24 protein-coding genes are annotated in these 20,298 nt (G+C 30.7%); 16 read left to right on the top strand and 8 right to left on the bottom strand.

The annotated features are described in order from the left end of the window. The first annotated feature begins 103 nt into the window (after positions 1 to 103). Positions 104 to 1,081: an FAD:protein FMN transferase gene (locus RRF68_RS07525; RefSeq protein WP_315943964.1), complete on the top strand. Its 978-nt coding sequence runs from the start codon at positions 104 to 106 to the stop codon at positions 1,079 to 1,081. On the opposite strand, the gene RRF68_RS07520 is transcribed toward RRF68_RS07525, so the two are convergent. From RRF68_RS07520 to gpmI, 5 genes are read right to left on the bottom strand one after another with little or no spacing between them, the layout of a single operon-like run. Further along, a complete protein-coding gene (locus tag RRF68_RS07520; RefSeq protein ID WP_315943963.1) occupies positions 1,078 to 1,848 on the bottom strand; it encodes a class I SAM-dependent methyltransferase in 771 nt (256 codons plus the stop codon). The genes RRF68_RS07525 and RRF68_RS07520 overlap by 4 nt on opposite strands. Next, positions 1,849 to 2,046: a gliding motility protein GldL gene (locus RRF68_RS07515; RefSeq protein WP_315943962.1), complete on the bottom strand. Its 198-nt coding sequence runs from the start codon at positions 2,044 to 2,046 to the stop codon at positions 1,849 to 1,851. A 13-nt stretch (positions 2,047 to 2,059) separates the two neighbouring features. Next, positions 2,060 to 2,863 carry a type I methionyl aminopeptidase gene (gene map / locus RRF68_RS07510; RefSeq protein ID WP_315943961.1) on the bottom strand — a complete coding sequence of 268 codons (804 nt, stop codon included), beginning with the start codon at positions 2,861 to 2,863 and terminating at the stop codon, positions 2,060 to 2,062. 30 nt (positions 2,864 to 2,893) lie between these two features. Beyond that, complete coding sequence (locus tag RRF68_RS07505; RefSeq protein ID WP_315943960.1) at positions 2,894 to 3,424, bottom strand: thioredoxin family protein; 531 nt, start codon at positions 3,422 to 3,424, stop codon at positions 2,894 to 2,896. Between the two features lie 10 nt (positions 3,425 to 3,434). Continuing rightward, a complete protein-coding gene (gpmI, locus tag RRF68_RS07500; RefSeq protein ID WP_315943959.1) occupies positions 3,435 to 4,952 on the bottom strand; it encodes a 2,3-bisphosphoglycerate-independent phosphoglycerate mutase in 1,518 nt (505 codons plus the stop codon). Between the two features lie 144 nt (positions 4,953 to 5,096). Between gpmI and RRF68_RS07495 the strand changes: the two genes are divergently transcribed. Then, positions 5,097 to 5,603, top strand: coding sequence for a hypothetical protein (locus tag RRF68_RS07495; RefSeq protein ID WP_315943958.1), 507 nt, complete (start codon positions 5,097 to 5,099; stop codon positions 5,601 to 5,603). 65 nt (positions 5,604 to 5,668) lie between these two features. Here the strand turns inward: RRF68_RS07495 and RRF68_RS07490 are convergent, their stop codons facing one another. Both RRF68_RS07490 and RRF68_RS07485 read right to left on the bottom strand, forming a co-directional pair. Then, complete coding sequence (locus RRF68_RS07490; RefSeq protein WP_218771507.1) at positions 5,669 to 5,923, bottom strand: hypothetical protein; 255 nt, start codon at positions 5,921 to 5,923, stop codon at positions 5,669 to 5,671. A 155-nt stretch (positions 5,924 to 6,078) separates the two neighbouring features. Continuing rightward, positions 6,079 to 6,852 (bottom strand): M48 family metalloprotease, encoded by a 774-nt coding sequence (locus RRF68_RS07485; protein WP_315943957.1) that lies wholly within the window; start codon positions 6,850 to 6,852, stop codon positions 6,079 to 6,081. A 109-nt stretch (positions 6,853 to 6,961) separates the two neighbouring features. Between RRF68_RS07485 and RRF68_RS07480 the strand changes: the two genes are divergently transcribed. Both RRF68_RS07480 and RRF68_RS07475 read left to right on the top strand, forming a co-directional pair. Beyond that, positions 6,962 to 8,704: an aromatic amino acid hydroxylase gene (locus RRF68_RS07480; RefSeq protein WP_315943956.1), complete on the top strand. Its 1,743-nt coding sequence runs from the start codon at positions 6,962 to 6,964 to the stop codon at positions 8,702 to 8,704. Positions 8,705 to 8,718: 14 nt separating this feature from the next. Beyond that, positions 8,719 to 9,033 carry a rhodanese-like domain-containing protein gene (locus RRF68_RS07475; RefSeq protein ID WP_315943955.1) on the top strand — a complete coding sequence of 105 codons (315 nt, stop codon included), beginning with the start codon at positions 8,719 to 8,721 and terminating at the stop codon, positions 9,031 to 9,033. 9 nt (positions 9,034 to 9,042) lie between these two features. Here the strand turns inward: RRF68_RS07475 and RRF68_RS07470 are convergent, their stop codons facing one another. Then, complete coding sequence (locus RRF68_RS07470) at positions 9,043 to 9,999, bottom strand: GSCFA domain-containing protein (RefSeq protein WP_315943954.1); 957 nt, start codon at positions 9,997 to 9,999, stop codon at positions 9,043 to 9,045. A gap of 112 nt (positions 10,000 to 10,111) precedes the next feature. Here RRF68_RS07470 and RRF68_RS07465 point away from each other — a divergent pair, with 112 nt between their 5' ends. The 12 genes from RRF68_RS07465 (at position 10,112) to RRF68_RS07410 (ending at position 20,291) form a co-directional block, all read left to right on the top strand. Further along, the gene (locus tag RRF68_RS07465) at positions 10,112 to 11,005 is read left to right on the top strand and encodes a MerR family transcriptional regulator (protein WP_315943953.1); all 894 of its coding nucleotides are present in this window, start codon (positions 10,112 to 10,114) and stop codon (positions 11,003 to 11,005) included. Positions 11,006 to 11,138: 133 nt separating this feature from the next. Continuing rightward, positions 11,139 to 12,602 carry a phytoene desaturase family protein gene (locus tag RRF68_RS07460; RefSeq protein WP_218771502.1) on the top strand — a complete coding sequence of 488 codons (1,464 nt, stop codon included), beginning with the start codon at positions 11,139 to 11,141 and terminating at the stop codon, positions 12,600 to 12,602. A gap of 1 nt (position 12,603) precedes the next feature. After that, positions 12,604 to 13,446, top strand: a complete 843-nt coding sequence (locus tag RRF68_RS07455) for a phytoene/squalene synthase family protein (protein ID WP_218771501.1) — start codon at positions 12,604 to 12,606, stop codon at positions 13,444 to 13,446. Then, positions 13,446 to 13,892, top strand: coding sequence for a sterol desaturase family protein (locus RRF68_RS07450; RefSeq protein WP_218771500.1), 447 nt, complete (start codon positions 13,446 to 13,448; stop codon positions 13,890 to 13,892). Before RRF68_RS07455 ends, RRF68_RS07450 begins: the two co-directional genes overlap by 1 nt. After that, positions 13,889 to 14,590 (top strand): lycopene cyclase domain-containing protein, encoded by a 702-nt coding sequence (locus RRF68_RS07445; RefSeq protein WP_218771499.1) that lies wholly within the window; start codon positions 13,889 to 13,891, stop codon positions 14,588 to 14,590. The genes RRF68_RS07450 and RRF68_RS07445 overlap by 4 nt, the downstream gene beginning before the upstream one ends. 37 nt (positions 14,591 to 14,627) lie before the next feature. After that, on the top strand, positions 14,628 to 15,050 hold the full coding sequence (locus RRF68_RS07440; RefSeq protein WP_315943952.1) for a TspO/MBR family protein: 423 nt from the start codon (positions 14,628 to 14,630) through the stop codon (positions 15,048 to 15,050). Between the two features lie 53 nt (positions 15,051 to 15,103). Then, the gene (locus RRF68_RS07435) at positions 15,104 to 15,709 is read left to right on the top strand and encodes a TetR family transcriptional regulator C-terminal domain-containing protein (RefSeq protein ID WP_315943951.1); all 606 of its coding nucleotides are present in this window, start codon (positions 15,104 to 15,106) and stop codon (positions 15,707 to 15,709) included. Next, a complete protein-coding gene (locus RRF68_RS07430; protein WP_315943950.1) occupies positions 15,706 to 17,016 on the top strand; it encodes an ABC1 kinase family protein in 1,311 nt (436 codons plus the stop codon). The genes RRF68_RS07435 and RRF68_RS07430 overlap by 4 nt, the downstream gene beginning before the upstream one ends. Continuing rightward, the gene (locus tag RRF68_RS07425) at positions 17,016 to 17,627 is read left to right on the top strand and encodes a flavin reductase family protein (protein WP_218771495.1); all 612 of its coding nucleotides are present in this window, start codon (positions 17,016 to 17,018) and stop codon (positions 17,625 to 17,627) included. Before RRF68_RS07430 ends, RRF68_RS07425 begins: the two co-directional genes overlap by 1 nt. A gap of 1 nt (position 17,628) precedes the next feature. Next, on the top strand, positions 17,629 to 19,047 hold the full coding sequence (locus RRF68_RS07420; protein WP_315943949.1) for an SDR family oxidoreductase: 1,419 nt from the start codon (positions 17,629 to 17,631) through the stop codon (positions 19,045 to 19,047). Between the two features lie 33 nt (positions 19,048 to 19,080). Then, the gene (locus tag RRF68_RS07415; RefSeq protein ID WP_315943948.1) at positions 19,081 to 19,758 is read left to right on the top strand and encodes an SDR family oxidoreductase; all 678 of its coding nucleotides are present in this window, start codon (positions 19,081 to 19,083) and stop codon (positions 19,756 to 19,758) included. Between the two features lie 2 nt (positions 19,759 to 19,760). Further along, entirely contained in the window at positions 19,761 to 20,291 is a 531-nt protein-coding gene (locus tag RRF68_RS07410) for a CIA30 family protein (RefSeq protein WP_315943947.1), read from the top strand. The last annotated feature ends 7 nt before the right edge of the window (positions 20,292 to 20,298 follow it).

Genomic DNA, 20,298 nt, shown 5'->3' with positions numbered 1-20,298 from the left:
TTGTAATATTAAAGCAAATTTATAAAAATGAAGGCAGAAAAAACGGAATTAACAATCTTTTATGATGTTAGAATAATTTATTTTTGTCATTAAAATTAAAAAGATGATTAAAAAAATATTTTATGCATTTGTTGTAATTATCGTTTTTATAACAGCTTGTAAACAGGAGAAAAAGGTAGAAGAAGTTAAGTTAGAAGGTTTTGTTTTTGGAACAACATATCATATTACTTATTTAAATGATGTAGATTATCAAAAATCAATAGATAGCTTATTTTATTTGGTAAATAAATCACTGTCAACTTATATGCCTACTTCAGATATTTCTAAAATAAATAAGGGAGATTCTACAGTGGTTGTAGATGATATGTTTTTAGAAGTTTTTCAAAAATCAAAGAGAATTTATAAAGAAACTAATGGTTATTTCGATCCAACAGTTTGTGGCTTGGTAAATGCTTGGGGTTTTGGTTATAAAAAAGAGAAAAAAGATTTAGATACGCTACAAGTAAAAGAGTTAATGAAGCAAGTAGGTTTAGATAAAGTAACTTTAAAAGGAAGGAGTATTCAAAAGAAGTTTCCTGAATCGTGTTTAGATTTTAATTCGATAGCAAAAGGATACGGAATAGATGTTGTTGGGCGATTTTTAGAAAGTAAAAACATACAAAACTATCTTGTAGAAATAGGCGGTGAAATTCGAGCACGAGGAAAGAATAGTAGAAATAAAAATTGGAAAGTAGCAATAGATGATCCTAATGATGACGGGACAAGAAGCGTATCTAGATTTATTGAGTTGAGTAACCAATCGATGGCGAGTTCTGGTAACTATCGCAAGTTTAGAGTTGGAGCTAACGGACAAAAATATGTACATACCATAAATCCGAAAACAGGTTTTGCTACCGAAAGTAATTTATTAAGTGCTACTGTTTACGGAACTTTAGATTGTGCTGATGTAGATGCATATGCTACTGCTTTTATGGCAATGGGATTAGATAAAGCAAAAGAATTTTTAAAGAATAATTCTCAAATTAAAGCAACATTATTGTTTGTTGATAAAGACGGTAATATAGAAGAGTTTACAAATTAACCTTTAAAACACACAGGCAAAATTTCGCCTTTCATTAAAGCAAATCGTTCTAGTTTTTCTGGAGCGATTTTTTTTGTGAAGTCAACTTCATCAACTTTAAAGCCTATAGAACGAAGTTTGTTGAAATAATCACGTCCGTAAACTCTAACATGATCGTATTGCCCGAATATTTTTGCACGCTCTTTACGGTCGGTAATAGAATCGTCTTCAAAAGTTTTTTCTCTTGATAAGTCTTGCGGAATCTGAAAAACCCCAAATCCGCCGCTATTTAATACACGATATAATTCTTGCATTGCTTTGGTGTCATCCGTAATATGTTCTAAAACATGATTGCAAAACACCACATCAAACTCATTGTCTTTAAAAGGTAAATCGCAAATATCAGCCTTTACATCAGCAATTGGCGATTCTAAATCAGAAGTAATATAATCTAAGTTTTTCTGGTTTCTAAAAATGTCTAAAAAACATTGTTCAGGCGCAATATGTAATACTTTTAATTTTTTATGCGAAGAAAAAAAATTAGTTTCATTTTGTAAATACAACCACAATAAACGATGTCTTTCTAAAGATAATGTAGAAGGAGAAAGTGCATTTTCTCGTTGCACGCCATAACCATAAGGTAATAATTTACGAAACGATTTTCCATCAATAGGATCGGTAAATTTATCGCCTTTTAACCACCAAGCAACCACAGGGCGAACCCAATAACTTGCTTTGATTAATAAAGGTCTTGGAATGGTGTTTAATATGGATTTAAAAAAATTCAATTATTGATTTAAAGTGTCTTTAAATTTTTTGTTGGTAAATAATTTTATGATAAATAAAATAAAAGCAATGATTTGTAAAATTGTTCCCACGGTTAATAATTGTGGACCACCCATTAAATGCATCACTTTAAATAATGCTCCAAGAGTAATTAAAATAATTCCGATTACAAAAAGTGTTATGATGTACTTTAATTTCATGCTTTTTTAATTTTTAAGCTCTAAATTCATCCTCTTCATTACTTTCAATACCTAAAGCATCATAAATATATTTAAAGGTTGATAATAATTCAGGTTTCCCATTAACAATTGCAACATCGTGCTCGAAATGTGCAGATGGTTTACCATCTAAAGTAGTAATTGTCCAACCATCATTGTGTTGTAATATTTTATGAGTTCCTAGATTTGTCATTGGTTCAATGGCAACAACCATACCTTCAATAAATTTTTTTCCACGACCTCTACGACCGTAATTTGGCATTTCAGGATCTTCGTGCATTACACGTCCTAGACCATGACCAACCAACTCGCGAACTACTCCGTAACCATGTTTTTCAGTAAAATTCTGAATCGCAAAACCAACATCACCAACGCGATTACCTACTTTAAGCTCACGAATACCAACGTATAAACTTTCTTTTGTTACGTCTAATAATTTTTGAGTTTCAGTAGCAATTTCACCTACAGCAAATGTGTACGCGTGATCTCCGTAAAAACCGTTTTTAATAGCGCCGCAATCAATAGAGATAATATCTCCTTCTTTAAGTGGTTCTTTGTTTGGCATTCCGTGTACAATTTGTGAGTTCGGACTCATGCAAAGTGTGTTCGGAAAATCATACAATCCTAAAAAACCAGGAATAGCTCCTTGCTCACGAATAAAATCTTCAGCAAGTTTATCAAGGTATAAAGTAGAAACTCCTGGTTTTACTTCTTTAGCAAGCATTCCTAATGTTTTTGATACGACTAAAGCACTTTCGCGCATTAATTCTATTTCTTCTCTAGTTTTGGCTATGATCATCTTAAAAAATATTGAGGCGCAAATTTACGGTTATTTTTGATATGGATGTGTATATGGCTTACCAGAAACTATTTTTAAAATATCTTCTTCAATCGAGCTGCCATCTAAAGGGTGTTCTACAAAACGACCAATTTCTCTTCCGTCTTTATAAAAGATAAAAGTTGGTACTCTAAGTACATTAAAACCTTCTTCTAGTCCGTTTGCCTTTTTTGTGCGATCAACAGTTATTAATTCTAAATTTTTGTAATTAAATTCTGATTGATCTAATAATTTATAAAAATTAGGAATTTCTCTTTGGCTGTCGCCACACCAAGTTCCCATAAAACCTTTAATGGTAATGTCTTTTAAGTATGGTTTTAATTGTGTAATAGTGTTTTTATCTGTTTCGTAATAACCATAAAAGTCATTAAACCATTCTGATCCGTACGGCTCTTGCTGAAAATCTTTCTTTGTTGCAATTCCCACTAAATTACCATTTTTATCTTTCGTGGCAAGATTTTTAGGTACAGAAGCACATGAAAGAATAAATAAAGTAATTAAGGTGTATATAATTTTTTTCATCATTGATATTTTAAATAAGTGAGTTTTGGGTCATTTCTTTAGGTTGCACTACATTCATCAGTCGTAAAATAGTTGGTGCAATATCACCCAATACACCATTTTTTATTGATTTTATTTCTTTGTCGATTAAAATCATAGGAACCGGATTTGTAGTGTGTGCTGTATGAGGTGTTCCGTCTGGATTCATCATCGTTTCGCAATTACCATGATCGGCAATTAAAATAGTTGTGTACTCATTTTCTAAGGCTATTGTAATTACATCTTTCACACAATTATCTACAGTTTCACAAGCTTTTACAGCCGCATCAAAAATACCAGTATGACCAACCATATCGCCGTTGGCAAAATTTAAACATACAAAATCTACATCTCCTTTTTGTAATTCGGGTACAATGGTATCGCGAATTTCATAAGCACTCATTTCGGGTTGTAAATCGTACGTAGCAACTTTTGGCGACGGACATAATAGGCGCTTTTCTTCTTTAAACTTTTCTTCTCTTCCGCCGGAAAAGAAAAATGTTACGTGTGGGTATTTCTCCGTTTCAGCAATCCTAATTTGACTTTTTCCTGCGGATGCTAAAACTTCTCCTAAAGTATTTTCAATATTATTACTGTTGTAAATTACTTTGATGTTTTTAAAAGCTTCTGAATAGTTTGTCATGGTAACAAAATACAAAGGCAGTTTTTTCATTTGAAAATCTGGAAAATCTTTTTGGTTTAAAGCTTCGGTTAGTTCACGACCTCTATCTGTTCTGAAATTGAAGAAAATAACAACATCATCATCTTTAATTGTTGTTTTCGGTTGCTTATTTTCATCAACCATAATAATAGGTTTGATAAATTCATCAGTAATTTTTTCATCATAACTTTGTTGAATGCTTTCTACAGCATCCGAAGAAAAACTTCCTTTACCATTTACCAAAGCATCGTAAGCTAATTGAACTCTTTCCCAACGATTGTCGCGATCCATAGCATAATAACGACCAGTAACAGAAGCGAGTTCTCCGGTGGTCTTTTGCATGTGTTCTTGAATATCATTGATGAAGAATTTCCCCGATTTCGGATCACAATCTCGTCCATCAGTAAAAGCATGAAGAAACACGTTTTCTAATTCATGTTCACTTGCTGCTGTTAGCAACCCTTTTAAATGATTAATGTGTGAATGAATTCCGCCATTAGAAACCAAGCCTAAAAAGTGTACGTTTTTATGGTGCCTTTTAGCGTAAGAAAAAGCGTTGAGTAATTCTGTTTCTTGTGATAACGTATTTTCTTTAACAGCTTTGTTAATTTTTGCAAGGTTTTGATATACAATTCTACCAGCACCTAAATTCATGTGGCCAACCTCCGAATTTCCCATTTGTCCTTCAGGTAAACCTACATGTTCTCCGTCTGTTCGTAATTCGGCATGCGGAAACTGCTCGTATAATGAATTTATAAAAGGTGTTTTAGCATTGTATATAGCAGATACTTTCGGATCTTGAGTAATGCCCCAGCCATCTAGTATTATTAAAATTACTTTCTTGTTCATATTACAAATTTACTTTTTTGATTGCAATACACATAATCATTGTTTGTTAAAAGTGAAATTCATTTGAGTTAAGAATTTTTTTAAAAGAGATAATCTAAAGTATAAGCCTGGCTTAGTTTTGCTGTGTAATTAAAAACAACGAACATGAAGAAAGTAATTTTATTAGTACTAGCGATAACAAGTTTTTCAATAGCAAACGCACAAGTAGGGGAAGGAACAAATTGGTTGAAAATAGGTGTTCACGGTGGTGTACCAGTAGGAGATGTATCAGATATTTCTAATTTTGCATTAGGATTTGATTTAAAATATCAATTTTTAAATACTGAAAGTTTTGCAATAGGTGCTTCTACCGGGTATACAAATTATTTTGGTGAAACAGAAGGTTTAATTGAGTATTCGGATTTCGGAATTATTCCATTAGCGGGTTTATTTAGATATTACCCAACTGAAAACTTCTTTTTAGGAGCAGATTTAGGATATGGTTTTTTAACAGAGGGAGATGAAACAGGTGGGTTTTATTATAGACCAGAGGTAGGATACCATAATGATTCTTGGAATATTTTTGCATATTATCAAGGGTTATCGGTTGATAATTTTTCACCAGCATCTGTAGGTGTAGGTGTTAATTATAACATTATTCAGGGTAAATAATAAAAGCAATGCTTTTTAAATATATATAAACTGAGTCCATTAATTTGGATTCAGTTTTTTATTGTTCACAATAATAAGTAACTAAATAAAAGAATTACAGCTAATAATAAAAGTCCTTTTTTAGTTATATTGATTAGGTTTTCTTTTTTTAACTGAGTTTTTATTTCTTGCAACTCCTTTTTAGTTGCTGTATTATTAAAATGTAATTGATCGTTATTTTCTTTTTGAAATCGTTCTAGTTTTTCAAAAGTATTTTTTCTGTTTCTCTTATTGTTTTTTATACTAGTAATCATACTAGAAACTGCGCCTCCAAAACTCATAGTTATTAATTTAGGATTATACTTATAGGTAGCTTTTTTATTATAAATGTTACAGAGTTATTCTCTAATATATCATTGCGAGGTGTGAAGTAACCTGTAAATATTAATTAAATAAGCTTAAGATTACTTCATTTTGTTCGTAATGACGTTGGTAGTTATTTACGGTACTTACGAATTGCTTCTTTAATTTTTTCGACTCTGTTTTCAGGATCTGGATGTGTGCTTTGAAACTCAGGAGTTCTATTCGGTCCTGCAGCTTGTTTTAAAATCTCCATCACGCCAATTAAACTTTCAGGGTTATAGCCTGCATCTATCATTAATTTTACACCTAAATCATCACTTTCAAGCTCGTCATCTCTACCATATTTCATGTTAACAACATTTGCTATGGCAGCAATTCCTTCGGTAGTGCTGGGATCAAAACCAACAGAAGCACCAGAAAGTAATCCTTGCGTTAAATCTTGTTTTGCCATACGAGCAGCCGAATGACGACCAATAACATGGCCAATCTCATGACCTAAAACACCAGCTAATTGATCTTCGTTTTTTAATTTAGAAAACAACGCAAAAGTGATAAATACTTGTCCGCCAGGTAAAGCAAAAGCATTAATGGTTTTTTCATCTTTTAATAAATGAAAATCAAAAGGATAACCAGTTTTACTTGCAATACTATTTTTTAATAATTTTTTGCCAATATTATCTACTAAATCCTGATATTTTTTACTAGGATACAAACCACCATGTTGTTGTGTCATTTGTGGGGCACTGCTTAACCCAATAGCAATTTCTTGTTTTTTAGAAATAGAAATATGTTGTGTTTTGCCTGTATAAGTATTTGTTTCTGAGCTAGAACAATATTTTACTAAAGCGAATAGAGCAATAGCAACACCAATTAAAAGCCTAATTTTTAAACTTCCGCGATTTCTCATAGTTTTAAATTTATGATAAAAGTAAAAATACAAAATATATAATTTAACGGATTACGATTTTTTGTGAGCTATAAAAAACTTAAATTTACCAAGCAAAACAAACAACAATATGGAATCTCATTTTGAGTTAAATGAAGTAACTAAAAAGTTACCGAAACACTTACATAAATTTGTAGTTAAACAACCGTATCACGAATATACGGCCCAAAACCAAGCGGTTTGGCGATATGTTATGCGTATGAATGTTGATTATTTAGGTAAAGTTGCACATGCTTCTTATTTAGAGGGCTTAGATAAAACAGGTGTTTCTATAGAAGATATTCCTTACATGGCAGGTATGAACCGTATTTTAAAAGATATTGGTTGGGCTGCGGTTTCGGTTGATGGTTTTATTCCGCCAAATGCATTTATGGAGTTTCAGGCTTATAATGTTTTAGTGATTGCTTCTGATATGCGAACCATAAATCATATAGAATATACACCAGCACCAGATATTATTCATGAAGCAGCAGGGCATGCACCAATTATTGCAAACCCAGAATATTCAGAGTATTTACGTCGTTTTGGAGAAATAGGTTCTAAAGCAATTTCATCATCTAAAGATTATGAAATATATGAAGCGATTAGATTGTTATCTATTTTAAAAGAGAATCCGAATTCGACTGAAAAAGAAATAAACGAAGCACAAGAAAAAGTAGAATGGCTGCAAGATAATATGGGTGAATTATCTGAAATGGCACAAATAAGAAATTTACATTGGTGGACAGTTGAATATGGTTTAATTGGTAAACTTGATGATCCTAAAATATACGGTGCGGGTTTATTGTCATCTATAGGAGAAAGCATGTGGTGCATGAAGGATGAAGTTAAAAAGGTGCCTTATTCTATAGAAGCTGCAAATGTAAGTTTTGATATTACAAAACCACAGCCACAGTTATTTGTTACTCCAGATTTTGCTTATTTAAGCATGGTGTTAAATGAGTTTGCGAACTCTATGGCGCTTAGAACAGGTGGATTAAAGGGAGTTGAGAAGTTAATTGACTCAAGTAATTTAGGAACAGTTGAATTAAGTACAGGTATTCAGATTTCTGGTGTTTTTACAAATGTTATTGAAGATAGTAAGGGTAATGTAGCTTATCTACAAACAGCAGGGCCAACAGCTTTAGCAAGTAGAGATAAAGAGTTAATTGGTCACGGAATTATATATCATGCAGAAGGTTTTGGTAGCCCTGTAGGGAAATTAAAAGGAATCAATTTGCCTATTGAAGATATGAGTCCGCGTGATTTAAAAGCCTACGGAATTTATGAGGGTGAAGCAATAACATTAGAGTTTGAAAGCGGTGTTGTTGTTGATGGAAAAATAATTACTGGAACTCGTGATTTAAGAGGTAAAATTTTAATTATATCTTTTAAAGATTGTATGGTAACATACCAAGATCAAATATTATTTCAGCCAGAATGGGGAGTTTATGATATGGCAATTGGTAAAGAATTAGTTTCGGCTTATTCTGGGCCAGCCGATGTAAGTTCTTTTGGTGATATGGGTAAGGTTTCTGAAACAAAAACAACTAAAATCGAATATACTCCTTCTCAAAAAGAATTATATAAATTATATGATGAGGTTAAAGAAATGAGAAACAAAGATGTTGTTTTAGAAAACGATATTTTAACAATTTTCACGAAGTTGCAAAATGATTTTAAAGATGATTGGTTGTTATCTTTAGAGTTGTATGAATTAGCATTAAGTAAGGATTTTAAAGTAAAAACAGCATTAAAAAACCATTTAGAAGAATTGAAAAGTAACAAGAGTTACAGTACTTTAATTGAAAACGGATTACATTTGCTCTCTTAATAATAACAAAGCGAATGGGATTATTTAATTTATTTAGAAAGAAAAACATGACAAACGAAATACAAGAATATTTAGATAAAGATGCGGTGGTTTTAGATGTGCGTACTTTAGCTGAGTGGAACGAAGGGCACTCTGATGTAGCAAAGCATATTGTTTTAACAGTAGTGCCTTTAAATGTAGAAGAAATAAGATCTTGGAATAAACCAGTAATAGCCGTTTGTAAGAGTGGTGGAAGAAGTGGACAAGCAATGCAATTTTTAGCAAGCCACGGAATAGATGTAATTAACGGTGGACCTTGGCAAAATGTAGATCAGTATTTGGTTAAATAAGATTAAATATTAAAATTTCATAAAAGGAAATGCTTTAATAAGTGTTTCCTTTTTTTGTTGAAGGTTGTTTAAGAATTTTAAATGCGCTTCAGAAGTTGGATTAAAAGAGCGATGTGTTATGCCTTTTTGAACGGTTTCTACTTTATTCATTGTTTCTTTGGTTTGCTCAGAAAACCAAACATCAGTAAATCTTTCCCAAATATAATCTACAGCAATTTTGCTAGGATGAATCATATCTTCAGTGTAAAAACGATAATCACGAAGCTCATCCATCATTATTTCATAAGAAGGAAAATAATTTATTTTGTCACTTTGAACGGAGTCAAGAAGTTGGTGAATTGCTGCTAATAAATGAGATTTACTACGTTGGTTTTCTATAAATCCGTCTTTTAAATGTCTAACAGGTGAAACTGTAAAAGTAATCGTAACATTCTTGTTTATAGAGGTAATTAATTTAGTTATGGCATCGATACTTTCTGTTATTTCATCAACAGTTAAAATTTCTTTTAAAAATTTTTTTTGCGGAATTTTATGACAATTCGCAACTATAGTATCTGTTTCAATAAAACGATATACCCACGAAGTTCCTAGGGTTATTATAATATGTGTGGCGTTTTTTAATTGCTGAAGTGTTAGGGTGTTTGCGGTATTTAAATTATGTATTAGCTCGTTTTTATCTGAAGAACTTAAGTTAGAATGCGCGTTGAAAGAATGCCATTGTTCATTGTTAAAAATAACATCTTTGGTAGTATGTTTTTTTTCATTGATAGCCATCTTTATTAGTGTTTCAATAGCTTTTGGGTGGAATAAAATACCAAACGGATTCGTAGTTGATTGAAACTTGTAGTAAGCTAATTTTTTCCCTATGTTCTCTGAAAAACAAGAACCTATTAATAGTAATTTAGAATTGTAATCAACTTTATGGAACTGCTGCTTTTTTAAAGGAATTGTAGTTTGAAGAATCATAGAAGAAATATAAATAGCTGTCCAAAAATAAAGATAAAACCCTTATAAATAATTATTAATCTTTTTTTATGTTTAAAAAAACATATCTTTGTTTAATAAAAATCAACATAAATTGAACAATATTAAAAAATCTTTTACAATTAAAGACCTTGAGAATATTTCGGGGGTAAAAGCACATACGATCCGTATTTGGGAAAAAAGATATGATTTGTTAACACCAGAAAGAACAGATACCAATATTAGGTATTATTCTTCAGAGAATCTTCAGAAGTTATTAAATGTTGTGTTGTTGTATAATAATAACAACAAGATATCTAAAATAGCTCAGATGTCTAATGATACTATTATTGTTAAAGCAAGAGAATTGGCTTTTAAAGCAGCCGTAAATGATGAGGCAATCAACTCTTTTAAGTTGGCGATGTTTCAATTTGATAAGGTTTTGTTTAATAACACTTATAATAAGTTACTAAATAAAAAAACGTTCAGAGAAATTTTTAAAGACGTTTTTGTACCTTTTTTAAGTCATATAGGTTTATTATGGCAAACGGACACTTTGTTGCCAGCACATGAACATTTTATATCTAATTTAATTTCTCAGAAAATTCAAATTAGTACAGAAAGATTAGAGTATACTACTACAAATTCTAATATTACATATGTGCTTTTTTTACCTGAAAATGAAATACACGAATTAGGATTAATGTATTTGAATTACGAATTAGTTTTAAGAGGTAATATGACTATTTATTTAGGGCAGAGTTTGCCGTTAAGTAATTTAAATTATTTTTTTGAAAGCGAGACAGAAGTTCGTTTTATTACGGCATTAACTATTCAGCCATATGATGATAAAATTGTTGATTATTTTCGTGAAATTGAAAATGTTTTAACAGGTACAAAACATCAATTAATAGCTGTAGGATCTAAGGCTGAAAAAATAAAAGACCTCGATTTTAACGCTAATATTACCATTTATTCTTCTGTTATTGAATTGTTAAAAACATTATAAATTAAAATGTTTAATCTTTTTGTTTATTTATTAAACAATAATTTGTAAATTTGATTAACTCATTTTTTTTGCTTCACCTTTAAATTGTTATATATTTAACAACGAAGCTAATAATCTTTTTAAAAAAGTAAAATTGAAAAAAAAAATATCAATAATAGGTTCAGGTTTTTCTTCTCTAGCAGCATCATGTTATTTAGCGAAAGCCGGTTATGAAGTCGTAGTTTTAGAAAAAAACGCAACAGTAGGTGGTAGGGCTAGGCAGTTAATTAAAGACGGTTTTACTTTTGATATCGGTCCGACTTGGTATTGGATGCCAGATGTATTCGAAAAGTTTTTTGCTGATTTTGGTAAAAAACCTGCCGATTATTATGAGTTAGAAAAATTAACTCCGGCTTATCAAGTATACTTCGATGCTTTAGATTCAATAACAATTCCCGGGAGTTTAGAAGAAATATACGAGGTCTTTGAAAAAGAAGAAAAAGGTAGTTCAAAGCACTTAAAGAGTTTTTTAAAATCAGCAGAGTATAATTATGATGTTTCTATAAACGATTTAGTGTACAAACCAGGAGTTTCTCCTTTAGAGTTGGTTACGCCAGTTACTATAGGTAAGATTACTCAGTTTTTTTCAACAATAAGAACACAGGTAAGAAAGAAAATAAAAAGCAAAAAGTTAATACAAATTCTAGAATTTCCGGTGCTGTTTTTAGGGGCAAAACCAAGTAATACCCCGGCTTTTTATAATTTCATGAACTATGCAGATTTTGGTTTGGGCACTTGGCATCCAAAGGGCGGAATGTATAAAGTAATTGAAGCCATGATTACGTTAGCAACCGATTTAGGAGTTAGTTTTAAAACTGAAGCAAATGTAGATGAAGTTACTGTAAACGATATAGGCGAAGCAAATGGGCTAATGGTTAATGGAGAGTTTGTTTCATCAGATATAGTTTTAAGTGGTGCAGATTATCATCATACAGAAACTTTATTGCCCAAAAAGTACAGGCAATATTCAGAGAAATATTGGGATAAGAAGGTCTTTGCTCCATCATCATTACTTTTTTATGTAGGTTTTGATAAAAAGCTAGCAAATGTTTGTCACCACACATTATTTTTTGATACAGATTTTGATTTACACGCAAAAACGATTTACGATACACCTAGTTGGCCTAAAAAACCATTGTTTTATGCGAGTTTTCCTTCAATAACTGACGACTCTTTTGCGCCAACAAATAAAGAAGCAGCAACTTTTTTAATTCCGCTTGCTCCAGGCTTAGAAGATACTCCAGAGATAAGAGAAAAATATTTTAATCTTATTCTTGAAAGATTAGAAAAATTAACCGGTCAATCGGTTAAAGAAAATATATTATTTAAAGAAAGTTTTTGTGTAAATGATTTTGTAAAAGATTACAACTCATACAAAGGTAATGCTTACGGATTAGCAAATATTTTAACACAAACAGCTTTTTTAAGACCAAAAATAAAAAGTAAAAAAGTTAAGAATTTATTTTTCACGGGTCAATTAACAGTGCCAGGACCAGGAGTTCCGCCAGCACTAATATCTGGTAAAATAGCATCAGATTTAATTTTAAAAAACCACTAAAATGAAACAATTATTTGATGAGGTTTCTTACTCGTGTAGTAAGTTGGTAACTCAAAAATATAGTACATCTTTTTCCTTAGCAACAAAAATGTTGTCACCAAAAATTAGGGGAGCCATTTATAATATTTATGGTTTTGTTCGTTTTGCTGATGAGATTGTAGATTCTTTTCATGAGTATAACAAAGAAGATTTGTTAGCGCGTTTTGAGAATGAGTATTATGCAGCTAAAAAAGAAGGGATCAGTTTAAATCCTATATTAAATTCATTTGTTTATACAGTAAATACGTATGGTATTTCTGATGATATGGTGCAAGCTTTTTTAAAAAGTATGAAAGCGGATTTGTTTAAAACCGAATATAAAACTCAAGAAGAATATGATGCCTATATATACGGATCTGCCGATGTTGTTGGTTTAATGTGTTTAAAGGTTTTTGTTAACGGAGATGATCAAAAATACGATGAACTTAAAGCTGCAGCAATGCGTTTGGGTTCAGCATTTCAAAAAGTAAATTTTTTGCGTGATTTAAAAGATGATTTTGAGCTGTTAAATCGTTCATATTTTCCGAATGTAGATCTTAAAAAGTTAGACGAAACATCAAAAGAGATAATTATTAAAGATATTGAAGCTGATTTTGAATATGCGCTTACAAATGGAATTTTAAAATTACCTGTTGATGCTAAATTCGGAGTTTATATGGCTTATAGATATTATAAAAAATTATTAAACAAGTTAAAAGCTACTCCGTCAGCTAAAATTATGGATACTAGAATTAGAATTTCTAATCCGATGAAAATAAACTTGTTAGCAAGAAGTTATGTTAAATATAAATTAAAAATGATATAATGTTATTTACAGTTATAACTATTTTAACCTTTGTAACTATGGAAGGTGTTACATGGTGTACTCATAAATATATAATGCACGGTTTTGGTTGGTTTTTACATGAAGATCATCATCAACCTGGTTACCCAAATGTTTTCGAAAAAAATGATGCTTTTTTCGTTGTTTTTGCTATACCAAGTATTTTGTTATTCTATTTCGGAATTAGACCCGAGTTGAATTATTTGTTTTTTATTGGTTTAGGTATTTTGTGTTACGGAATCGCTTATTTTTTAGTGCACGACGTTTTAATACACAGACGATTCAATTGGTTTAAGAATACTAATAATCAATATTTAAAAGGATTAAGAAAGGCGCATAAAATTCATCATAAACATTTAGGTAAACCAGATGGAGAATGTTTTGGAATGCTGTTTGTGCCCTTTAAATATTTTAAGAAAAGACAATGAGTCAATACTTATATCTCATATTAACATTAGGTAGTTTAAGCATTCCGTTATTGTATAGTATAATTGAAAAAAAATTTCATTTTATTCAATACTTTAAAGAAGCTTTTATAAGTATTTTATTGGTTGCAATTCCTTTTTTAATTTGGGATGGGTTGTTTACAAAATATGGAGTTTGGGGATTTAATTCAACCTATCATTTATCGATAGAGATTTTTAGAATGCCTATTGAAGAATGGTTGTTTTTCTTTTGTATTCCCTACGCTTGTTTGTTTACGCATGAAGTCTTAAAATATTTAGCCCCTAAGTTTAAATTATCAAAAGGAGCGGTAATAATTACCAGTTTTTTATTGATTCTTATAACAGGAATTTTATTGATTTTTAATTTCGGAAAACTATATACAACAATAAATTTTATACTCTTTTTAGTATTACTTTTTTACGGATTAAAATATCATCTAACAACATTGCAAGAATACTTTCCTAGTTTTTTAGTCATCTTAATTCCGTTTTTAATCGTAAACGGCATACTAACAGGAAGTTTTATAGATGAACCAGTTGTTTGGTATAATAATAAAGAGAACCTAGGATTTAGGTTATTTACAATTCCGTTTGAAGACGTTTTTTACGCATTTACCATGTTGTTTTCAGCACAATTAATATTCAACTATTTAAAAAATAAAAAGTTTGAAAATAAATAAATACATACGGTTTTTAGTATTCTTAGTGTTTAATTTTTTGGCACTAGGAATAGGTACTTTATTGATGGAAGACGGCCCTCAAAAGGAGTGGTATCTTTCGTTAAATAAAGCACCTTGGACTCCTCCTGGCTGGATTTTTGGAGCAGCTTGGACAACGATAATGTTATTGTTTTCATTTTATATGACCAAGTTAAGTTTCGAGTATAAATTTTTAGATAAAAAATTACTCTCACTGTTTATAGCTCAATGGATGTTAAATGTAAGTTGGAATTACTTTTTTTTCAATCAACAATTAACAGTTGTCGGATTAGTTTCTATTACATTGTTATGGCTGCTAATAGGTTATTTTACTTTCGAGCATTTAAATAAATTAAGAATGTTCACATTACTAATACTTCCGTATTTAATATGGATGACGATTGCAACAAGTTTAAACGCATACATCGTATTTTATAATTAAAATTATGGCAAAAAAAAAAGAATATTACCCAAGAGAAAATAGTAGAATGGTATATGAATTCGGTTTTAATTTCTGGTAAACCAACTTCGGTATACTCATTTGCGCATGAAAATAATTTCGAAGAATCAGATTTTTACAAGCATTATTCAACTTTCGAAAGTTTAGAGAAGTCAATTTTTGCAATTTTCGCGAAAGAAACAATCCATTTACTACATAAAACAGAAGCTTATAAAGATTATTCATCAAAAGATAAATTACTAAGTTTTTATTTCACTTTTTTCGAATTATTAACAGCAAACAGGTCTTATGTTTTAATGCAATTAAAGGATATAAAATCTGATTTTTCTAAGTTATCAGTTCTAAAAAAACTACATACCGAGTTTATACATTTTGTAAACGGAATTAGTTTAGAAAAAATTGATTTTAAAAATGATAAAATTAATAAAATTCAAGATAAAACAATTTCAGAAAGCTATTGGATACAACTATTAATGGTGATGAAATTTTGGATAGATGATGAGTCTTCTAATTTTGAAAAAACAGATGTTTTTATAGAAAAATCTATCAAAGCCAGTTTTGATATTCAGCAAATCGCACCGGTAAAAAGTGTAATTGATTTAGCGAAGTTTTTGTGGAAAGAAAAAGGTACATCATTATGAAAACATTAAATAAAATACCTACATCAAAAATAGAAAGAGCAACAAAGCTTGTAACTACAGGGCTTAAGGTTGGTGTTAATTATGCTAAATATTACGGTAATAAGATAACAAAAACAGAAGAGGAAGCAAGAGAGCAGCTAAATGAAGACAATGCGACAGATATTTACGACGGATTAAAGGAGTTAAAAGGATCGGCATTAAAAGTTGCGCAAATGCTAAGTATGGAAAAGAGTTTGTTGCCAAATGCTTATGTAGAAAAATTTTCTTTATCACAATTTTCGGTTCCGCCACTTTCAGGGCCATTAGTTGTTAAAACATTTTTAAAATATTTTAAAAAAACACCAGATGAAGTTTTTGATACATTTACGGTAGAGTCTGTAAATGCGGCAAGTATTGGGCAAGTTCATAAAGCTACTGTGAATAATAAAACATTGGCAGTTAAAATTCAATATCCAGGTGTTGCAAACAGTATTTCTACAGATTTAGCAATGGTTAAGCCTATTGCAATGAAAATGTTTAATATAAAAGGAGAAGGATCTGATGAATATTTTAAAGAAGTTGAAAGTAAATTACTAGAAGAAACTAATTATATTTTAGAGCTAAAACAAAGTAATGAGATTGCAAATGCTTGCAGTAAAATTCCGAATTTAAAATTCCCTAAATATTACGAGGAGTTTTCTTCTGATAGAATTTTAACGATGGATTGGATGGACGGAATCCATCTATCTGAGTTTACTAAGAAGCAATTAAATCAAGAGACCTCAAATAAATTAGGTCAAGCTTTATGGGATTTTTACATGTATCAATTACACGTATTAAAAAAAGTACATGCAGATCCGCATCCAGGAAATTTCTTAGTATCACCAGAAGATGACTTAATCGTTATTGATTTTGGATGTATGAAAGAGGTTCCTGATGATTTTTATGTGCCTTATTTTGAGTTGGCAGTTAAAGAGAATATTGATAACCTAGCTTTTTTTGAAAGTAAATTATATCAATTAGAAATCCTGAAAAAAGAAGATAGCCAAGAAGAAATTACTTTTTTTAAAGAATTGTTTTACGAAATGCTATCATTATTTACACAGCCATTTCAACAAGAAGAGTTTGATTTTTCGGATGAGAATTTCTTCGGAAAAATAGCTGAGTTAGGTCAGAAATATTCTAAAAGTACAGAGCTTAAAAAGATGAATGGAAATAGAGGCTCAAAGCACTTTATTTATATTAACAGAACATTCTTTGGGTTGTATAATTTAATGCACGACCTAAAAGCAACAAATATTAAAATTAATAATTATAAAAATATATAATGCATTTATCTAGAGCGGCAATAGATGAGATGGATCATCTGTATAAAATAAATTTAATGAACAGTATTTCTGGTTATAAATCGGCTAATTTAATAGCTACAAAATCAGAAGACGGAATATCAAATGTTGCCGTTTTTAGCTCCGTGGTTCATTATGGCTCTAGTCCTGCAATATTAGGTTTTGTATTGCGACCAACTACGGTGGCAAGGAATACCTATGATAATATAAAAAAAACAGGATTTTATACTATAAATTCAGTTAGTGAAAACATCATAGAAGATGCGCATCATACCTCTGCTAAATATGCGCCAGGAATATCAGAATTTGATAAAACTGATTTATCCGAAGAATATAAAGGAGGTTTTTACGCGCCTTATATTACAGAATCACCATTAAAAATTGGATTAAAATTTTTAGAAGAGTATCATATAAAAGCAAACGGAACTATTTTGGTTTTGGGCGAAGTAACAGATTTGTATTTTAAAGACGAAATGCTTTCTGAAGACGGGTTTTTAAATTTATCCGAAGCAAAAATTGCAGCAATAAACGGTTTAGATACCTATATAATATCAGGCAAACAAAAACGATTATCATACCAAAGACCAAAATAAAATGAAAATTCTAATCACAGGAACCACAGGTTATATTGCCAAACGATTGGTGTTAAAGCTGCAAGAAGCAGGGCATCAACTAGTTTGTTGTGTGCGTGATTTACAACGAATTCCTGATGAGATAGAGCACAAAAAAAACATTGAATTTATAAAGGTAGATTTTTTAGATACTGAAGAAATAGTATTGCCAAATGATATTAATGTGGCTTATTATTTAATACATTCAATGGCTACAGATGCTGTTAATTTTGAAGATTTAGAACAAAATTGCGCTAAAAACTTTAAAAGTTTAGTAGAAAAAACAAATTGTAAACAAGTAATTTATTTAAGTGGTATTGTAAACGATAGCTCGTTGTCTAAACATTTAGCATCCCGTTATCAAGTAGAACAAAACTTACAATCAACAAAATATGCACTTACTACATTCAGAGCAGGTATTATTGTAGGTAGCGGAAGCGCTTCTTTTGAAATTATTAGAGATATTGTAGAGAAATTACCGGTAATGGTAACTCCTAAATGGTTAAATACGAAATCACAACCAATTGCTATTCGCGATGTTTTAACCTTCTTAGAAAGAGCTGTAGCGAATGATAAGTTATATGATAAATCTTTTGATATTTGTGGTACTGAGGTATTAACATACAAGCAAATGCTTTTACAATTTGCAGAGGTAAGAGGTTTTAAAAGATACATTTTAACATTGCCTTTATTATCACCAAAATTATCTTCTTATTGGTTGTATTTTGTTACTTCTACATCATTTAATCTAGCGCAGGCTTTGGTGGATAGTATGAAAGTAGAGGTAATAGCCAAGCCAAGTGATATCAATCAAATTTTAAATATTCAACCTATTTCTTACAAGGAATCTGTTGATTTGGCATTTCAGAGAATAGAACAAAATACAGTTATTTCAAGTTGGAAAGACGCGATAAGTAGTGGTGTTTTTCAAGATCAGCTATCTGATCATATTCAAATGCCGGAATACGGTTGTTTTAAAGATATCAGATCGATTAAAGTTACTGATGAAGAGTTTACATTAAATAAAATCTGGTCTATTGGGGGTAAAAATGGTTGGTATAGTTTTAACGGATTGTGGAAAATAAGAGGTTATGTTGATAAAGTTTTTGGAGGTGTAGGATTGCGCAGAGGTAGAACTCATGATACTTATTTAGAAGCAGGAGATCCGTTAGATTTTTGGCGTGTTTTATTAGCTGATAAAAAAGAAAAAAGATTATTACTGTTTGCAGAAATGAAGTTGCCAGGAGAAGCTTGGTTAGAATTTAAAATAGTAAAAGATAAATTATATCAAAAAGCTGTGTTTAGACCTAAAGGCGTATTAGGGCGTTTGTATTGGTATTCGGTTTTGCCATTTCATTCTTTTGTTTTTAAAGGGATGATAAATGCATTGGTTAAAAAATAAAATTAGAAACAAACTATAAACTAAAAAGAACAGATGAAAACAATTTTAGTAGTAGGAGGAAGTAAAGGTATTGGAAAATCTTTGGTTGATGTGTTAAAGGACACTCACAAGATTATCAATATAAGTAGAAATGAAATTGAAGCTCACGAAAATATTACACACTATTCTTTAGATGTTTTAAATGATGAGTTGCCAGATTTAGAAACTATTAACGGATTAGTTTACTGTCCAGGAAGTATTAACTTAAAACCTATAGGTCGCTTAAAATTAGACGATTTTCGTGAAGATTTTGAAATTAACGTAGTAGCTGCGGTAAAAATTATCCAGAAATATATCAATCCGTTAAAAAATAATAACGGTAGCGTTGTGTTGTTTAGTACAGTGGCAACAAAAATGGGAATGCCTTTTCACGCTAGTGTTTCAGCAAGTAAATCGGCAGTAGAAGGCGTTGTTAAGTCTTTAGCCGCAGAATTCGCTACAAAAATTAGGTTTAACTGTATTGCGCCAACTGTTACAGATACAACTTTGGCAGAAAGATTGTTACGAAATGAGAAGCAGCGAGAAGGAATGAAGCAACGTCATCCTCTTCAAAAAATATTAGAACCTACTGAAGTTGCTAGTCTTGCAGCATATTTATTGTCAGATGTGGCATCATCAATTTCAGGACAAGTTTTTCCTATTGATGCAGGAATGGTATCTTTAAAATTATAATCATGAAAGTGTTAATTAACGTCTTGTTAATTGCCTTTTGTATAACAGAAATTATGGTGTTTGATTTTAGTAAAAAAGAAAATATAAATAATTGGAGTATTACCAATGATAATGTAATGGGCGGATTATCTTCTTCTAAAATGGTTATTAATGATCAGGGTGAAGGTGTTTTTTCAGGATCGGTTTCTACTGATAATAATGGTGGTTTTGCGATGACGCGGTTGCCTGTAGATATAACATTATTGGAAAATACGGCTAAGCTTGTGATTAAATTAAAAGGAGATGGTAAAAAATATCAATTCAGGATTAAATCAGAAAAAGAGCAACGTTTTTGGTACATACAGTCTTTTCAAACATCAACAGAAACAGAGAAAATAGCATTACCTTTAAATGCTTTTTATGCATCATTTAGAGGCAATAAATTAGATATTGAAAATTTCTCTGCAAAAGAAATAAAAGAAATTGCGATTCTTATAGGAAATAAAAAAAACGAAGAATTTAAATTAAAGATCAACAACATAACACTTCAATAAATGAGAA

The organism is Tenacibaculum sp. HL-MS23 (genome assembly GCF_032463465.1).
GTDB classification, from domain to species: Bacteria; Bacteroidota; Bacteroidia; order Flavobacteriales; family Flavobacteriaceae; genus Polaribacter; species Polaribacter bernardetii.
This window is presented reverse-complemented; position numbering and strand designations above follow the sequence as displayed.

Excerpts from the sequence above, each read along its gene's own strand:
- RRF68_RS07490 (WP_218771507.1), bottom strand. The coding sequence starts at position 5,923 with ATGAGTTTTGGAGGCGCAGTTTCTAGTATGATTACTAGTATAAAAAAC.
- gpmI (WP_315943959.1), bottom strand. The coding sequence starts at position 4,952 with ATGAACAAGAAAGTAATTTTAATAATACTAGATGGCTGGGGCATTACT.
- RRF68_RS07505 (WP_315943960.1), bottom strand. The coding sequence starts at position 3,424 with ATGAAAAAAATTATATACACCTTAATTACTTTATTTATTCTTTCATGT.
- RRF68_RS07430 (WP_315943950.1), top strand. The coding sequence starts at position 15,706 with ATGAAAACATTAAATAAAATACCTACATCAAAAATAGAAAGAGCAACA.
- RRF68_RS07415 (WP_315943948.1), top strand. The coding sequence starts at position 19,081 with ATGAAAACAATTTTAGTAGTAGGAGGAAGTAAAGGTATTGGAAAATCT.
- RRF68_RS07420 (WP_315943949.1), top strand. The coding sequence starts at position 17,629 with ATGAAAATTCTAATCACAGGAACCACAGGTTATATTGCCAAACGATTG.
- RRF68_RS07450 (WP_218771500.1), top strand. The coding sequence starts at position 13,446 with ATGTTATTTACAGTTATAACTATTTTAACCTTTGTAACTATGGAAGGT.
- map (WP_315943961.1), bottom strand. The coding sequence starts at position 2,863 with ATGATCATAGCCAAAACTAGAGAAGAAATAGAATTAATGCGCGAAAGT.
- RRF68_RS07475 (WP_315943955.1), top strand. The coding sequence starts at position 8,719 with ATGGGATTATTTAATTTATTTAGAAAGAAAAACATGACAAACGAAATA.
- RRF68_RS07485 (WP_315943957.1), bottom strand. The coding sequence starts at position 6,852 with ATGAGAAATCGCGGAAGTTTAAAAATTAGGCTTTTAATTGGTGTTGCT.
- RRF68_RS07410 (WP_315943947.1), top strand. The coding sequence starts at position 19,761 with ATGAAAGTGTTAATTAACGTCTTGTTAATTGCCTTTTGTATAACAGAA.
- RRF68_RS07525 (WP_315943964.1), top strand. The coding sequence starts at position 104 with ATGATTAAAAAAATATTTTATGCATTTGTTGTAATTATCGTTTTTATA.
- RRF68_RS07445 (WP_218771499.1), top strand. The coding sequence starts at position 13,889 with ATGAGTCAATACTTATATCTCATATTAACATTAGGTAGTTTAAGCATT.
- RRF68_RS07495 (WP_315943958.1), top strand. The coding sequence starts at position 5,097 with ATGAAGAAAGTAATTTTATTAGTACTAGCGATAACAAGTTTTTCAATA.
- RRF68_RS07515 (WP_315943962.1), bottom strand. The coding sequence starts at position 2,046 with ATGAAATTAAAGTACATCATAACACTTTTTGTAATCGGAATTATTTTA.
- RRF68_RS07470 (WP_315943954.1), bottom strand. The coding sequence starts at position 9,999 with ATGATTCTTCAAACTACAATTCCTTTAAAAAAGCAGCAGTTCCATAAA.
- RRF68_RS07425 (WP_218771495.1), top strand. The coding sequence starts at position 17,016 with ATGCATTTATCTAGAGCGGCAATAGATGAGATGGATCATCTGTATAAA.
- RRF68_RS07455 (WP_218771501.1), top strand. The coding sequence starts at position 12,604 with ATGAAACAATTATTTGATGAGGTTTCTTACTCGTGTAGTAAGTTGGTA.
- RRF68_RS07480 (WP_315943956.1), top strand. The coding sequence starts at position 6,962 with ATGGAATCTCATTTTGAGTTAAATGAAGTAACTAAAAAGTTACCGAAA.
- RRF68_RS07435 (WP_315943951.1), top strand. The coding sequence starts at position 15,104 with ATGAATTCGGTTTTAATTTCTGGTAAACCAACTTCGGTATACTCATTT.